Annotated in this window: 6 protein-coding genes; all 6 read right to left on the bottom strand. The window is 38.2% G+C overall.

What is annotated here, in order from left to right; translation table 11 throughout:
- Positions 1–441 carry a ribose 5-phosphate isomerase B gene (rpiB, locus tag GKZ87_01035; GenBank protein ID QSI24181.1) on the bottom strand — a complete coding sequence of 147 codons (441 nt, stop codon included), beginning with the start codon at positions 439–441 and terminating at the stop codon, positions 1–3.
- A 306-nt stretch (positions 442–747) separates the two neighbouring features.
- The gene (locus GKZ87_01030; GenBank protein ID QSI24180.1) at positions 748–1,185 is read right to left on the bottom strand and encodes a hypothetical protein; all 438 of its coding nucleotides are present in this window, start codon (positions 1,183–1,185) and stop codon (positions 748–750) included.
- 14 nt (positions 1,186–1,199) lie between these two features.
- Positions 1,200–2,393, bottom strand: coding sequence for a hypothetical protein (locus GKZ87_01025; GenBank protein QSI24179.1), 1,194 nt, complete (start codon positions 2,391–2,393; stop codon positions 1,200–1,202).
- 82 nt (positions 2,394–2,475) lie between these two features.
- Positions 2,476–4,380: a hypothetical protein gene (locus tag GKZ87_01020; GenBank protein QSI24178.1), complete on the bottom strand. Its 1,905-nt coding sequence runs from the start codon at positions 4,378–4,380 to the stop codon at positions 2,476–2,478.
- Positions 4,381–4,666: 286 nt separating this feature from the next.
- Positions 4,667–16,831: a hypothetical protein gene (locus GKZ87_01015; GenBank protein QSI24177.1), complete on the bottom strand. Its 12,165-nt coding sequence runs from the start codon at positions 16,829–16,831 to the stop codon at positions 4,667–4,669.
- A 208-nt stretch (positions 16,832–17,039) separates the two neighbouring features.
- Positions 17,040–18,227, bottom strand: a complete 1,188-nt coding sequence (locus GKZ87_01010; GenBank protein ID QSI24176.1) for a hypothetical protein — start codon at positions 18,225–18,227, stop codon at positions 17,040–17,042.
- Positions 18,228–18,238 lie beyond the last annotated feature (11 nt).

Here is an 18,238-nt window from a genome sequence, read left to right as displayed (position 1 = left end):
TTATTTTTCCAAAGCTGTTACTTTGTCAATTCTTCTCTGATGACGCTCATCATGAGAAAATTCTGTATTGATCCAAACACGGACAATTTCCTTCATCAGCTCCACACCGATGATTCTCTGTCCCATTGCAAGCACATTGGAATCATTGTGCTCCCTTGTCAGCTTTGCACTTACCGGATCACCGCACAGCGCACAGCGGATTCCCTTAATCTTGTTGGCAGCAATACTGACACCGATTCCTGTACCGCAGATAACGATTCCCTTATCGTTTTTTCCATCCGCAACACTTTGTGCAGCCGGCCCTGCATAATCTGGATAATCCACAGATTCACTTCCATGGCATCCGAAATCCTCGACCTCATGCCCCATTTCCGTTAACATTTCCTTCACGATTTCCTTATATTCAAAAGCACCGTGATCGCAAGCTACAGCAATTTTCATATACAGTTCCTCCTCTTGTTTTTTCGTTCCCATTATAACACAAAACCGATGGCGGAAACATCCCGTACCATCGGTTTCTTCAGTCTTCTTTTTCTTCTCCCATATCCAGAGTGGAGTCTATGAGCTTCAACAGCTCCAGGGCACTGCGGAAATACTCAGTCCTTCCGATATCAGTCCAGGTAATGGAGCCCTGCCAGGTCTTGTTTTCAGTGTCCTTGATTTCAACTACAAACATATTTCCTTTACGCTTTCCCATTATACTACCTCCTGGATTATCCTTTATATCTAAAGTATACCTGAAAAGCGTCACAAAACTGTCATATGAGACAGATTTTCTTCCAGCAGATGCAGTAATTCCAGATCACTTCCAAACGTAGCAAGCACGCTTCCTTCTTCATTTTTCAATAATCCCTGCCAGCTTGTTTTCTTTCTCGTTTGCACAACAATATCATACGTGGCAAGCTGTCCATGCCGTTCATATATTTTCAAAGGCTCCTCCCAGGCTGTCCAATCAATACTGTCTAAATGACCCTCCACTTCACGAAATGAGCGTTTCTGCTGATATGCCTGTGGTACATGAAGGTAATCAAAAATTTCTTCTCCCAGCATAAACAATGTGATAAAGCTGTCGAATCGTACTGCTTCCTCGCCTGCCATGCAATAGAGTCGCCCGTGTATATCCTCATCCTTACGATCAATACACAGGCGTAATGCATTCGCAGGAAATCCTGTTCTATTTTCCATATTCGTAAGCTCCTTCATGCTCCTATCTCATCATAGGTATATTCTATTTCAAACATATGAAACTTGCTTTGTGCCTCATATCGGCTAATCAATCTATCTACAATAATCTGTATATTTTCTGCATTGCAGCCATATAAAAGCATGATATACTGGTTCCCACTATATTTTGAAACAACATCACCATTTCTAAGACTGCTCATTACCACTGTCTCCAGCTTTTTCATCTCTTTATTTAACAGAGATAAATTACTGTCAGAACCTGCGAATTTTTTCTGTGTCAGCGTAAACAGTACAACATATTCAGCATAACCATGCCGTTCACTGCGCCGCATATCCAAATGGTATATTTCACGAAACACACCATATTCACACTGGAATGCCTTTTTCATAGGATCATCCAGCAGATCATCCTTTATCGTATCCAGATTTTCTTCCGTATCCTCCTGTTTTTTCATAATCTCCATATATATTTTCTGTAAATACTCCGATTGCCGTATTCCCAGACTTTCATACATCATGCGGCTTGCTGTCTGATATTGCTTTTTTGCCAAATCCACATGCCCCTGCAGAAGCAGTGCCTTAATAAACAAATATTGTGTTTCATCATCAAGAGGATCTATTAGGAGAGCATTTTTGCAAATCTCACTCATATTATCATAATCCTCAGCTTCTCCACATAGAAGTGCCAGCTGCTTCGCATTTCGCAAATACAGGGAATGGAAGTAGGTTATTAGTGAAATTACCCAGTGTGAGGATGAAATAGAAGGCAACAGCTTTCCTTTATATAGGGAAAGAATACCACACATTCGTGTAATATCCTCCTGATTCACCTGTTCTTTTTCCTTTAACTCCTTTTCCATGGTTTCAAACTGCTCAATATCTAATTCTATTTCATAATCGGGATTCCAGGAATAGGAGCCTCTTTGTGTCAGAAAAAAATCACTGACACCAAATGTTGACTGCAAAACCTTACGCAGACGGTATGTCAGATTTTTTAAGGCATTTCTGGGATTCGTTATTTCTTCATTATTCCATAGGATATCCATCATTTCCGTAACGGAAACCACTCTATCATGATAAATCATCATATAGGAAAATAATGCCACAAGCTTAGAGGAATGCATTTCGTTTTCTTCCAGTATCGTATTCTGAAAACTAATCTGGAAAGTACCAAACAATGTTGCTTTTACTTTATCCATATATATCATCTCTTTTCTATATATCCTATATTTAACAAACATCTTCATTATAATGAAAAAACAGACAGATTCCTAGTCTGTCTGTTCATATTTATGCATTTTCACTATTTTTTCTGTTGTTTTTTCTCTTTATAAGGAAGAATGCAAGACCCAGAAGTGCCACAGCTGCACATCCGCCACCAATATACCAGCCGGTATAATCAGTCGTATTTTTTGTTTTCCCACCTAATGCTGTTTTATTATCATCAACATCTGTTGTGTTATCTTTGTCTTTATTTCCTCCACCCTGTGGTGTATCATTATCTTCTTCTTGAACCAGGTTGTTATCATCATCCAAAACTTCGTTGCCGTTTGGTGTCTGTACAGTCAAGTCACCGTTTGGATTTACTGTCAATACCGTATCATTACCAACTGGAGTAACTGTTGTATTCCCATTGGCATTCGGTGTAACGACAGTACCTTCATTTGCAGTATCCTCAACATCACGGTAGAAGTAAATATATCTTCTTCTGGAAGAATAGAAGGAATGCTTTGTTTCTCTATTTTGTCCGGATAGCATAGTGTATGTCTTATCACCGTCTTTTACCGTTTCCGGTGCTGAGATTGTAGCTTCCTTGCCCAGTTCAGCCTTTACTGTTCTGGAAGAAAGCACGCGATTGTTGGTGATATCGAAATAAACAACTGCTACATCATAGCTTTCCACTTCTTTCCCTTTTTCCGTATAGTATACATTATATGTTCTCTGTGCACTTCCGAATTTATGGGAAATAGCATTTGGCTGTCCGCTTGCCAGTGTATAGGTTGTATCGCCATCCTTGATACTGGAATCAATGTTGATAGAAACAGTTTTATTTACTGCTACATCAGCACTTTTACTGGAAATAGTTCTTCCACTCAGAAGATCTACATAGTTGATGCGGATGCTGTAAGGCTGATTGCTGTCTGTTACGTTCTTTTCATATTCTATCGTATAGGTTTTCATACCCTGATCAAAGCTGTGAGAAATCGATGCTTCTTCTCCGCTTTTTCTCTTATATTCTATACCATCCGGTGTTGTATAAGTTGCAGGTGTAGTCACTTTTACTGTTTTCCCGTTTGTTACTGTGTAGGTGTTCGCATTCAGCAGTGTTCCGTCGCTTACATAGCGCACAGTGATGAAATAAGGTCTTGCAGCTGCATTTTCCTGCAGCTGGTAACGGAAGGTATAGTTCCTTGCTCCATCATCATAGCTTTGAGAAACAGCCCCCTGTCCATTCATCAGCTTATAGCTTCTGCCATTTGCTGCTGTGATGACAGACTGTGGAGTGAAGGATCCGCCATTTGCTTCTGTTACAGTGAAGGAATCTTTGCCAATCCCGTTTCCATCCTGATCGACATAGCTAACATTGGAGGTGTATGGATTACGTACAACGCGGCTGTATGTGAAGTCAACAGATGGAGTACCAAAGGAGACCTGTTTGTAGTTGGATCCGTTAATTTGATATTTTGCACCCGGATTGTTTGGATTTGTGATTGTTTTAGGAGCTGAACAGCTTGCGCCAGAGCCATAACGGTTCACAACTGTATTGCTTTCCACTACTGTATTATCCGCAATAAAGCTGACCGGCATGTAATAGGCATCATTGCTTGCCTGAACGTTTACCTGATCATTACATATTGTTTTAAGGCTGGTACCTTTTGCTGAACCTACATTTACATTCACCGTAATAGTCTGACCAGGCTGAAGTGTAGCAGTTGTATTTACAGTACCATTTGTATCATAATACTGAACATTTTCAAGAACACTGTTTGTTAAATTAGTAACATAGAAAGTCCTTGTATCATAACTCTGGGAGATATCCGTTGAAATCTGAATATATCTTGCTGCAAAGGTCTGTGCCTCTTCTGCATGAATCATGGATGAAGTTCCCATCACCATCAGGAAACATGCTGTAATAGTAATCATTTTTTTCAGTGCCTTTAACATATCCAACGCCTCGCTTTTCATCTTACACATATATCATAAGCTTCTATCGTCACAGAGTGGTCACACAGATAGTAAAATATATTTTTTTTATTATATTTTGTGACCAAAAGTAATTTTATTCTAACCACAATTCTTAGAGGATTTGTCCATCCACGATTATATGATCTGGGTAAAACAGCAGAAACCTGATGAAACCATAATGAATTTAATTCTTTTAAAACGATACATTTATTTTATATTAAGGTTTTTCTATAATCTCATCACAAAAAGAAAAGAAACAGCAAAAGCCATTTCCTCTCTTTAAAAAATTCAGTGTTTATGATTTGTTAATTTTATATAGCTTCCGTCCTAATACAAATAAGGCAAGTAAAGAACCTCCGAATACATAAAGTGATTTATTATCTGTTGTATCCGCTGTATTAACCGGGCCGTTTGTGATCTGTGAGATTTCCGGATGTTTGAATATTTCACTTCCATTATAGACACCGCAATCCCACGTCATATCGAAGCCACCATCATCCAAATAGAACGGACGTGTCAAATACCAGTCACCTTGTTTCTCATAACCGTCAGAATCAAGACTTGCATCACTTCCTGATAATGGAATAGTAACAGTGTATCCCTTTAAATAAAACTTCACACGATAGTACCCTGGCTGAAGATCATCAAACCGATAATAACCTGCACGGTTAGTTTTTGTCTCAGCCAAATATTTCCATGCTTCAGCATTCAGATCATCACTATCATTTCGTTCCAAAATTACACGTATATCGGAAATTCCTGTGTTTTCCTCATCCTGTATTCCATTTTTATTTTTATCAAACCATACATAATCTCCAATACTACCTGACGTTTGAATAATACCAGCATCCCACGTCATATCATTTTGTCCATAACCAAGATGAATGGTGTCTGTAGGGAAGCCCCAGCCGTTGATATAATTGGCAAGTGCATTGGAATCTAACCGGATATCCTTTCCGGAAATTGGAGTCGTGAGTTTCGTATCATATGGAAGATCAAAGACAACACGATATTCAATACCTGTATATTCGCTTCCTTTTAAACCTTCAAATACATACCTGCCATGCTCATTTGTATCGGTTGCCGCATAGAAATTCCAAGTTTTTTCGCCCTTTTGACGAATCTGCAGATAGACTGGAACACCCGCTATCGGTGGCTCTCCCGTATCCTGAATACCATTCTTATTGATATCCTGCCATACATAATCACCGATACTGCCAAATCGTGCCGCTCCTGCATCCCAGTGCTCTTCAAGACTGTTAGGTGCGATATAGAATACAGGTGTGTATCCGCTTTGACGTAAATCATCCAGCTCCTCAGAAACATCACTATCAATTTCATCGTTTCCCTGATGCGGTTCTACAGCTTCAAAACCATTCGGGAAGATAAACTTCACCTGATAATAACCTTCAGTAAGATGATCAAAGAAATATTTGCCATCACTGCCGACTGTCGTAGTTTTTATAGGTGCTGCAGAACGTCTGCCATCATCACCAACACTGTATAATTCAACAATTGTATTTGGTAAAGCAATACCGATATCTTGTATATCATTGTAATTGCGATCCTCAAAGCAGTATCCGCTTAATGCACTATAATACGTAAGACCTGCGTCTATACTAAGATCGATAGAATGATCCGCAAGATTTATCACATCACTTCTTGCAACTGTCTTGCTATCCTTGTATTCCCTCGCGTTTGAATCTATCTCGGATGAGCTATCTCCAAGTACATATGGAACTGTGAAAGAATAAGGAGCATAGCCGTAAGAATTCGTATCAGTTATATCAAACTCTACTATATATTTCCCTTCCAGCAGACCATTGAATAAATATTTACCATTATGGTCTGTCTTGGTTTCCATAATAGCATTTCCGGTTTTCCCTGAATCATCAACACGATATAGTCGTACAGTTACATCTGAGACACCAGGTTCATCCGTATCCTGGATACCATTGCGATTCTTATCAATCCAAACAGTATCGCCCAATGCACCTAATGCTTTGAATCCGGCATCAATCGTTATGTTATCTTCACCAATGATTTCACCAGTAGCTGTATGAATCGTTTTCAATTGGACTTCATCACTTAAATTAAGTTCCTTACCGTTTTTCTTAACTGATTCTATATTGGAGTCTACTGTATTATCATTACCGGCAAATCGAATGGTTGGAATATAAGTATATTGTGATTCATCCTGTGGAGTCGCAAATTCTACCTGATAACTGTAAATAGAACCACCTACATAATTCTCCGGATCTTTTGAATCACCATTCTTATCAATCATTTCATTGCAATCCAAATTATCAAACTTATAATATCCTAATTCATTTGTAGATGTTTGCTTTTCTTCCAATTCTTCTTTTATGACTTTGCCTCCTGCAGTTTTATAAGTTTTATAAGAATGCAGTTTTACCTGAAGACCGGTTACAGGAATATCTTCACTATCCTGTATTCCGTTCTTATTACGATCAAAGAATGCGTAATCTCCAATACTTCCTTTCGCAAGTGTCAGTTTTACCTTAACAGGATCATTCTCCACCGTATCTGATAAATCAATACTATCCTCCGCTTTACCAAAGCGGAGAACTGCACCCATAGCAGAATTCATAATGACATGATCAAGTACATCATTTAATTCATCCGTTGCATAATTAGGAGCTTTCATTTCAACATGAACCTTAAATCCCTCGTACTGTTTAATTGCCTGATTTTGTGTGTCAATTTCAACAGCAATGGCAGTAACACTGCTCATATCTGTCGGTTTATCTTTCGTCCAGGTATGCGCACCGCTTGTCCATACATTATCAGAATCTTTCCAGCTTCCGTACAGCATCGGTAATTCTGTCTCTCTTGTTGCTTTTTCTCTTTCTTCTTTTGTCCATTCTGAGGTGATATCACTATCTGAAATGCCATTGCTTACACAGTAATAAATGGTATATGGCTGTGTAACTTCACTTCCATCAGTGTTAATTACAGAAACGCTTTCCAGTATTGGTCGTTTTTTCAGCTCTGTTCCTCTTTGAGTAACCGTACCGCCAGCATTTGTCCTGGATACCATGGTATCCCCATAGAAAGGCAGGATATCGACGACTCTCGCCTTTCTGATGTTCTGATCAGAAGCACCGTTTTGTAATACGATATTGTATGAAATACTTCCATTCGGTGCTGTGGAAGCAATATTTGCAGTACTTAGATAGGTTTCATCATACTGTCCCTTTACTTCCTTATAGACGTTCAGATTATTGCTGACCTTTACGCTGACTTGAACTCCGGAATAAGCAAATTTCTTTCCACCTATTTCATCATTTCCAAGTACTTTATCCAAAGCCTTATCTTCAACAATATCACTATCGCTGGATACATCAAATACCACACTGTTACCATAAGGATTTTCTGCGGATGCAGGGAGTTTGGCTCCTGATGTCAGATAGCATGGCGCGAGCAGTCCTGTATTTACTGATGCCTGCGCAATCTGGACACCAAATTTAACATATAGCTTCTTACTTGTGTTAATGCTAAGTTTTTTCAGCTGAATTGTAACCTTCTTTGTCGTTTTATTTGTCTCTACCAGTTCCCCCTTATTATTGATTTCTTTTAATGGTATTTCACTTGTAGTCACTTCCATATCTTCCGGTTCTATGATCTGCGCATCATCCTCAGCTCCATACAGAACCAGAAGTTGCCTTCCCATGTTCTTATAATCATTTATAAGTGAAGTATCCTGTGGTAAATCAAAACTGATAATCGGATATTCCAGATCAGGTGCATTTGTTCCTTTACTCCTATTGGAAGCCGTAATCGTATAATAAACAATATCACCAGGAGAGAATGCTGTTCCTTCATCCGTTCTGATCTGAATATTTGCTTTTGGTGAAATATTCTGACGGAGCGGAAATTTGATAGCAACCTCATTACTTACGTGCGTATCACTTTGAGATGTTGTATTTCCCTGGTTATCTTTAACATCATATAGATAATCAACCTGTGCCTGATTTGTTGCTTTGCGAATTTCATGAACATCAGAACTAGCAAGAGCATATCTGTCCTTAAAGGTTACATTGAAGTCAATGCCCTTCGCATAAAAGTTTTTATCTGTTCCTTCATACACTACTCTGAAATGCACGGCATTCAGCGAAGAAATATCCATCGTGATTCCTTCGACACCTGCTTTCTGCAGATTTTTCAGTTTTGTTTCACTGTCAGCATACAGGTTCCAATTATTACTGCCAAATGTCTGATATTCAATTTTTGCATGAACAGGATTTGAATCCTCCTGTTTACTGCCAGTATATGCAGGATAAACAGTTATACGATTAATTGTATAGTCATTTACACGTGCAATTTCCTTTTTGTATTGACCGTTGTCCATATAATACATATACAACGCTGTATCTGTCACTGTCACATTCTTGGCAGCAATTTCATTCTTACCCTCTGCATATCCATTAATCTTAAATGTGACATTCTGATCATTTCCAAGCAAATACTTCGTTTCAGATTCCGGTATCTCATCCGTGGTAAAGCTTCCCTCACCATATTTAATCTCTTTTCCAATAGAAACACCGAAATCTTTATAGAAATCATCCTTTTTATTCGTAAAGGATACATAATTGGAAGTATCTGGATTCTCTTTCAAGTTACTGATAATGATATCCGTACTTTGCAGAGGCTTTACAACAACCTCTTTGCTTATAGCGTTGTAATTCTCATCCAATGTATATCCATCCGGTGCCTTGGTTTCTTTCACGATATACATCGTTCCACTCGAATCTGCTTCCAGTAAATCACTGAACGCATACCCGTTTTCATCCGTTTCCAGAGGGGTTGTCGTTACAGGGTTAGATGAGCCTTTCTTATATATCTGGAATTGCGCACCTTTTAATGCTTTATTGTTTTCATCCGTTTTATGAATAACAATCCTTCCATGCGTGGACGTATTGTATACCTCTCCGTTAGAAGTACCTTCCGGATAATAGGTCTTTATCGTACTTTGTCCTTTTTTAACGGTTACCTTAAGAGTCACCAGCGGTGAATAACCATTTACTGCTGTTTCCTCAATGGTATAATCGCCTGGAACAAGGTTTTTCCATTCACAAATACCATTGTTATCGGTACTTATAGAAGGATAGGAATTGCCATCGCTATTCTTTAACGTGAAAATTACATCCTTCATCGGTACCTTTGTTCCAGTTTCATCATAAATATAAGAATCACTGTACTTCACAAGCTTCACATTTCCAAGGGCTTCATTTTCAACAGTCTGTTTATCAGTACTTGTGACCGCTGTTATCTGACTTGCCTTTATCTCGACCTCAATAGGCTCCATGATGGCAAAACCTTCAGGAGCTTTTGTCTCTACCAGACGATAGGTTCCAGGCTCCAGCATGCCGCTTTCAAAATTTCCTTCAGCATCATCTACCGTAAAGTTTTCATATCCATCCATAGTATCCCATGAAGAACTGTTTTTCTTTTCCAGTTTAAAGGTTGCTTCCTCGACATTGGATATCAGTTGTTTATTAATTGTCGTTTTCTGAAATTTGAATTTACCCTGATTTGGCTTATTGACAATAGCTTTTTCCCCTGTAAGTGTAGTGTTCTGTTGCCCTTCTTCTACAGTCAGGTTCCAGCTTTTTTTGTCAGTATCTGCAAATCCCTCAGGAACTGTTTCCGTCAGTGTATAGTCACCTGCATCCAGACCTCTGAATTCCACTGTTCCGTCTTTACCTGTCTTCTTTTCCAGCTGAAAGGATGGATCATTTGACTTAGTAAGTGTAAAGGTAACTCCTGCAAGTGGCAATTTCTCAGTAACACCTGTAGAAGAATCACTCAAATCCCATTCTGCGACCTTGTTTACCATAATACTTCCCTGTGGAGAGTTTTCTATTGGCACTTCTAATATAGACTGTTCTTTCGCTTTAGTACCCGTCTGCACCTCTATAGGATCTGTTATCCTTGTATATCCATCCGGGGCTGTGATTTCCATAATCCAATAGGGTGTATCAGGCTGTAAATTTGTGAATACCAATTCACCATCTTCACCTTTAACAGTTTGGATTGGATTTTTATTGGATATTGCATCATCTTTTGTTTCATAGATGCTAAACACAGCCTTCTTCATATACTGCTCAGAAATCACTGTATCTGTTGTGGAAGTGGAATCTGTCTTTATAATTTTAATGCTTTGTGAAGGTTTGTTCGTTATCGTTGTATCTGCCTCAGTAATTTCCTGGGCTTTTATTTCGTACGGTCCATATGTTTCATTTGATAACAGATATCCGGTAGGACTTGCTATTTCCTTTAACCAGTAAGACCCTGTAGGAAGCATCTTTGAATATGCCGTTCCATCATCTCCTGTCAAAAGTGTATCTGCAAGTTTTGTACAATCCTGATCACTGTAAACCCAGAATACAGCACCCGATAAAGGACTGTTAGAATATTCATCTGTTTTTGTTATCTTCAGCTTGCCATATGTGGAATCATTTTTAAAATCTTCGTTATCCGCTGTCTTGGTTGTTGTTGTTCCCGGCTCAATTTTAACAGATACAACTTTACCTGGAACATAACCAAGTTTTTCATTTGGTTCATTCACTTTGGTTTCTTTCAACCAGTATTCTCCTGCATCAAGATTCTCCATGTTGATGTACCCTGATGAAGAAATAGCTGTAGCAACCAGATTTTTCTCAATGGTATCTGTATCCGGATTATCGCTGACTTTACGGTAAAGCTTAAATTCAATACCGCTCAATTCTTCTTCAGCTTCCTCTTTTATTTCAGTACCTACTTTTTTAATTTTCAAAGCACCCTGCGCCTTGTTTTTCACAACAATCGGATTATCATTATATGCATCAAGAGCCTTTATGACATCTCCATCCATACCGGTTATTTTATTTGCTTCAATTGTAAACTCAATTGGTTCCTTATCTACCGTATACCCTTTTTCTACAGAGGTTTCTATCAAGCGATAATCTCCAGCTGGAAGGAATGAAGATTCATATATACCCTCAGATTTATTGAACTTAACAGCTTCCTGAACGGTAGTATATTTACCTGTAGCAGTATCCTTTTTCTCCAAACGGAAAGTTGCATCTAACAGTTTAGTATCATCACCGTCTTTTACCTTCTTTAAATAATATTTTCCATATGCAGCAGTATTTTTAATTGGGGCGTCAAAATGTGTTGTATTTACTTTTCCAGCCTCAACTTTGACTCTCCAAATCTGGTTGTCATCAGGTTTTACAAGGTTATCCGGTACAGAAACTTCCTTCAGGATATACCAGCCAGGTGTCAGCCAGGTGCTGAGGAAAGTTCCATTAACTCCACCCTCGAAAGTTCCTGTAGTATACGACAATGCAGCTCCTGTTGTATTCATACTATTTGAATCATCAGATTGATTTTCAGCCTTAAATATATCAAATTTTACACCGTCAACAGGAAAGTCTTTACCGGAGAGCGTAACAATCTTCTTCACCTTGATTTGTCCGCGCTCCACATTTTCGAGTTGGAATTCAGTATTACTTTCATATAATACATATTTGCCGTCTTTTTCTTTAACAGTAACTGCATGTACAGTTGTATCTCTGTCATATTTATCCGGCGTTTTTACTTCCACCACATAATAAGTTTTGTCCGTATCCAGTTCTGTAAAGGAGAAGCTTCCTGTGTTATCTACTTCCGCAATCTGAAGAATACCATAATTCTTCCATTTGTTTTGATCCTTTAAGTCGTCCAGAGTAGCATCTTGCTTATTTTTTAAAGACTCTTGCAACGTGTTTGCTTTCTGTTCATTATCGAGAAGTGCAATCTGAATTCCTTTATCAGTAATCAATTGCTTTTCCTGGTCAACCTTTTCTCCTGTGACAGTCTGCGGTTTATAATTCATAACTGTTTCTTTTGTTATCTCTCCCGCCGTTACCGTAATTGGTCCTGTCCATTCTGTTACCATCTGATATCCATCGGGAGCTTTTACTTCTTTTAGGAAATATGTGCCTGTATCAAGATAACCGGTAAATGCCTCTCCGGTATCAGCTCTACCATCACCATTTACATCGGCAGTTCCTGTTACAGCATTCGTACCTACCTTTAACAGATGATATGTCTGTCCGTTAATCGTGTATGTTTCTTTGCCTGCAGTTGATTTATCAACTTCCTTATAAATTGCAAACTGAGCATCATTCAAATAATCATTAAGTTTGTCCCGATCCACTTTGGTAATTTGAATCTTACCTTTTAACGGTATGTTCTCAAAGGAAACAGGATTGTCTTTAGAACCACCTGTTTTATCATTTGGTACATTGACCTTTTCGTTATTCTGTCCAGCCTGAATAATCACCTGTTTGGCGTCTGGTGTTCCATATAATTGTTTCTGCTCCTCTGTGAGTTTTTCTTTCACATAATAGGTTCCGGCATCCAGATATGGTGAAAGTACAACACCGGATGTAGAACTACGCATCGTCATTACTTCATTTGTACATTCTTTATCTGTATAAATACCAAATTCCATCTCCTGATTAAATTTAGTTTTTGTAGCTGAATCTTGCCCCCATACTTCCTGTTTTAGAAGATAAAAGCGACCTTTTGGAATATTTTTTACAGGTGTTTCAACTAATTCATTATTGACTTCGTTTGCTTTTACTTCTACTTTATGAACTGACGTCAGATCCGGTGTAAACTCCTGCATATTGGTTCCTACCGGTGCTATCTCCAGTACAGCATAAATTCCGGGTTTTAAAGTTTCCGTATGAATACCACTAGTCTCAGTAATGTTGAATTCAATTAAACCAGGATTCTTTACATAATCAGCATAATCTTGACCCTCTACATATTTGTAGACAGCAAACCTGGCACCGGATACTGCAGTATCCGAAGTGATTGAACTTATTTTTTTAATGCTTAATCTTCCGTAACTTGTTGTATTTGCAACTTCTTTTTCTACTGTGGTTCCTGAGGAAACAGTAATCTTAATTGCTTCAATCTTCTGATAGCGCTCATCATCATCTTCAAGAAGCCAGTACTCTCCAGGTTTTAGTTTTTCTGAAGTGAATGTTCCATTCATGTCCGTCTTTTTATACAATGCTGTATGATTAGTTCTAGCAATTTCTAAATCAGTTGCTGCAGTGCCATTTTCTGATTTTGGAAAGTAAGTAAATCCAATATTTCCTAAAAGCTGATCTGCATCTTCTGTTCCGAACTTATTCAGCTTTTTAATAACCTTAAAGTAACCATATTTTTCATTTTTTATAGATTCAATAGAAGTAATATCCTGTTTATAGTTCTCATCCTTACCAGGGGCTTTAAATGTACGTATCTGATCATCCAAAACGTATGCATCAGATGCTGTTTTGGTTTCTTTATAGTAATAGGTTTGATCCGGTTCCAAATCAGTAAATGTTATGATACCGTCATTCCCTGATGTATATGTTTTACCGTTTGTATCATTTTCAGCATCGTCCCTACTTGGATATAGCTTAAAGCCGACATCGGATAAAACGTTATTCTTATCATCTGTTTTTTTAATCTGATAAGAAACGAGCGGCTCATTTTTTATAATACCCTCTGTTATCTGATTATCATTTACTTCTATATCATTTCCGCTGGAATCTATTACAAATTCGCCATTATCCAATTTACTAAAAACACGATTTATGGATTTACTGGAATACCCTTCAGGCTGTGATACTTCCTTGATTGTGTACTTACCCTTTGGTAAAAAGATTGATTCAGCTTCTCCATTCCCGTCTGTGGTTACAGTATCAACCTTCGTGCCTTGTTCGTTATAAATATCAAACTTGACACCTTCTAGTTTTATATTTACATTGGAAGCATCCTGTTTTGTTATTTTAATCTGTCCAAGAGTACTTGCAACATTTGTTGCCTCATAGGTGTATTTATATGTGTTATTCTTATTAAGTTCATTTAATTCTTTAGCTTCATTTTTTTCTGTATACCCCTGAGGTGTTTTTGTCTCTTTAATCCAGTAGGAGCCTTCATTTTTCAACATCACTATGTTAGATTTTGATTTTCCTCCGGAAATAATAGTTGTAAGAATGGCGTCCTTAGGATTATCCGGATCTGTATAATCTTTAGCAACTACTGTACACTCTTTGTTTGTATAAACCGTAAACTCTGCACCGGCTAATTCCACGGATGGCTGAGTTTGCCCCTCCTTCAGTATTCCCTTTTTGTTTACATCAAGAGATATGAATTTTTCATTCTCAATCGTAACTTCATTGCGTACATTTGGCTTTACTTCTGATATCGTAGGTGTTTTCGACAAAGCATATCCTTTAGGTGCCTTTGTTTCCTCAAGGATATACCAGCCTGCGGATAATGCAAAATATGTTTTTCCGTCTGTAAAATCATTGCCGATATTAGTTCCTTTTGTATCCGCTGTTATAGAGGCATTCTTTGCTTCGTCTTCAGAATTATACGGACCATATGCGATAAACTCCGCACCCGTAAGCATTTCGCCACCGCTCTTGTCTTTCTTAATGATTTGCAAACCACCCTTTGTTGATGTGTTTTTGATATATGGTTTATTCCCATCTTTATCTAAATCACTTCCATTTGCTTTTTTGGGTACATTGACCTGGTTACCAATTACATTTACTTTCCAGTCATTGGATGGTGATTCAAATTCGCCATCTCCACGGTCAACCTCAGTCAGCTTGTATTCCCCTGCCAATACGCCCTGAAACAGGACACGGCCGTTTGCATCAGATGTTGCTGTGTACGTCTTCGATGCATCTGTTTTAGAAGTCAGTTTAAACGTGATTCCTGATATATAATTATCTGCCGTATTTGATATAGCAGTTGTTCCCTTTTTCCAGAACACCACATATCCAAAGCCTTTATCATTTGTAGAGTTGACAAAGTTAATGGACTCACCCGTTGCCAATACCGTTCCGTCTACAGTGATTGTTCCATCTTTTGCAATAACGATTTTCTTTACAGAAGGTGTATTAAACCCGTCAAAGTTCATAGTTTCCTTTAGATAGTAAGTTCCTGCTAAAAGGTTTTCAAAAGTTAACTGACCATTTTCATTATCCCCTTTTCCTGTTATAGAAATCGTTTCTACTGTGTTTCCATCCTTATCCTTAGCCGGAGTCTTGCCAGCTGCATCTTTGTAAAGTCCAAATACAATCGCATCACCATCTTTCAGGAATGCCTTTTGTAACTCTGAATCAAAATTTCTGGTCTCAGTAATTTCATCTAACAATGAGCCAGTACCGATTTTAATTTGCTTCTGTACGTTTATTTCATAATAACCAGGATTTGGATCTTTCCATCCTAGTTCAGTAGCCGCATTACTGTTTAATACTTTAACTGATTCACCCAATGGCTGATATGTTAATTGCAGTTGATTGTTCAGCAGATATTTTTCAATTTCTTTTTCATTTACCGGTATCTCATATGCATTGTAATCGTATGACGCATTCACCTGGAAGGTTGTACCTACCATAGTACCCTCCTCTATAGCGTTTCCGGCAGCTGTATTCATTGCAGCAGATTTAAAATGAATTTTTTCGATTGTTCCATCAGCAGCTTTATCAAGCGTATAATCTGTACCCTCTTGAAGATGTCTTTCTATATCTTCACCTGCATTAGCAACTATTTGAACACTATGGGCTCCACCTCCGACAGGATAACCCTCTGCTGTTTTATCTGTAATACTGTCCGTAAATGGTGTTGGCAGTGTATCCACAAGATCAAAGGTTGTACATTCCAAACGTCCATAGCGATCTGCAAGATCTACAGGATCAACATGCAGATTATATTTAATATCGTAATTCTTATTATCAGAACTTACAGCATAATCCTCGCCGTTTTGTTTTTCAATCGCCTTCTGTATTTCCCATTCCTGAGTAGCTTTATTCGTGACGACTAGATTATCCGTGTAAATAGGCTCCAATTGTGTTCCACTTGCTGTAGAAGCCGTAAACTGTATATTGTCAAATTTACCAGAATAATTGTTTTCTGTAGTCATATTCGGATAATGGAAAGACATATATACTGTTCCACTGACTCCGCTGTTAAAATTACCATCAGTACTGAATGTGACCATACGGCTTATTGGATCATATTCAAAATTTTTAAATATTGATGGATAATCCTGCAGAAGCTGTCTTGTTGCGGCTTCATTGAAAACCGCCTTCTCTGGAATTCGTAATGCCAATGTGCCACTGGTATAACTATCACCTGTTCCACCGGTTGAGTTTATAGAGAAACTACTTTGTATATAGAAAGATTGTCCACTCTGCACCTCCAGCGTATCTGTTCCTGCTCCACCTATATTTTCTAAAATATAGGATTGTAAGTCAATATTAGAATCTGCTGCAAAAATACCTTCCATTTTTGAAAGGTCTGTGAGATTCATCAGCATGAACAAACAAATGAACACAATTCCTGCCTTGTAGAGAAACTTTTTCACATTCTTCTTCAATCTATATTTCCTTCTCATATACATCTTCCTTTCGTTCAGAAAACAAATATATGCATATATGCATTCTTATCTTAATCGACTGTTTTACTACTCTATCATACACCCTAATGGTAATAAAACGGTTAGATGAATTTTATTTTGTAAAAAAACTCCCTTAAGCATGACCTATAGGGTACAGGGATAAAGAGACAGCTGGCTGCTTTATCCAGTTGTCTCTTTCCTCTACTCAGCTTATATGCTTATACTCATACACAAGCGTAGATTCCGCAACAAGCTTTTTCTGTTCAAACTTATCCACGATTCGGCTGATTGCTTTATCACAGCCTTCAACAGATGCAGTTGCAATAATCAACGAATACTGAAACGGACTGCACTTTGAAAACACATCATTTTTTCTCAGCTCGGTAGTAATCACATCCCGCAGGATATCAGATTCTCTCTGCTGTATTTCTTCCTTTAAATCCTCAGGCTGCTGCATCGTCAGCAACACCAGATATCTGGAACGGGAGGATCTTCTCGCAGAACGCAAATTCATCTGATATATATTCTTAAACACATCAAAATCACAATAGAACGTTCCATCATGCCGGTGATCATCCTTTAACTGCTGTTCCAGCTCGTGAACATCAACCGGATTACTGGAAATACATTTTACAACATCCTCATAAATCTCTCTGCATAAAGGGGTGACCTCAATACCAAGACGTCCATAATACATATCCGCTACCTTATGATAATAGGACAAGGCAAGCGAAAGCTGATGTGTCTGCCGATACGCCTCCAGCTTATATTCATGTATATGATTATTCGCATAATGCTTGAACCCCAAAATATCACACAGCTTAATAACCTCATCATAACGCTCCTGTTCCATCAGCAGCTTACACGTACGGTTAGTTGCGCGCATCAGAATATTATCATAATAGTTCTTCTGCAGCTCCACCCAGCTTTGTGAATGAAATTCAAACATGAAATCCTCCATATAATTACTCAAAAGATCAATGCAGCTCTTATAGCACAAATCTGGATTTTCTTCTGTTTCAATGGCTTTACACAACTGATCCATCGCCACCACATCGATCTCGCATGGTATCTCTGTATTCCATGCATAGGTATTTCCTTTTGACAGAATAAAGGATACATCCTCCTTATCCGGATAAAATTTCTGCAATTCCTTCCTTGCGCGGTAAACAAGATTGCGCAGAGCTCCCTCCGGCTTATCCGATTCATCTTCCTTCCATAATATACGAATGAGCTTTTCCTTTGAAACCACGGTATGCCGATACATAATAAGATAGGCAATCAGTAAAATCAACTGCGTACTCTTTTTTGTCTCCTGCGGAAACCGGTAGTTTTTGTTTTCCATATAAAACTCACCTAAAAGATGAATTTTTAAAATATTTTTCTTTCTCATATAATGTCCTC

The sequence above is a fragment of the Erysipelotrichaceae bacterium 66202529 genome (assembly GCA_017161075.1).
GTDB lineage: Bacteria > Bacillota_I > Bacilli_A > Erysipelotrichales > Erysipelotrichaceae > Clostridium_AQ.
Note: the sequence above shows the minus strand (reverse complement) of the source record. Positions and strands in the feature narration are given on the sequence as shown.

Excerpts from the sequence above, each read along its gene's own strand:
- rpiB (QSI24181.1), bottom strand. The coding sequence starts at position 441 with ATGAAAATTGCTGTAGCTTGCGATCACGGTGCTTTTGAATATAAGGAA.
- GKZ87_01020 (QSI24178.1), bottom strand. The coding sequence starts at position 4,380 with ATGTGTAAGATGAAAAGCGAGGCGTTGGATATGTTAAAGGCACTGAAA.
- GKZ87_01025 (QSI24179.1), bottom strand. The coding sequence starts at position 2,393 with ATGATATATATGGATAAAGTAAAAGCAACATTGTTTGGTACTTTCCAG.
- GKZ87_01015 (QSI24177.1), bottom strand. The coding sequence starts at position 16,831 with ATGAGAAGGAAATATAGATTGAAGAAGAATGTGAAAAAGTTTCTCTAC.
- GKZ87_01010 (QSI24176.1), bottom strand. The coding sequence starts at position 18,227 with ATGAGAAAGAAAAATATTTTAAAAATTCATCTTTTAGGTGAGTTTTAT.
- GKZ87_01030 (QSI24180.1), bottom strand. The coding sequence starts at position 1,185 with ATGGAAAATAGAACAGGATTTCCTGCGAATGCATTACGCCTGTGTATT.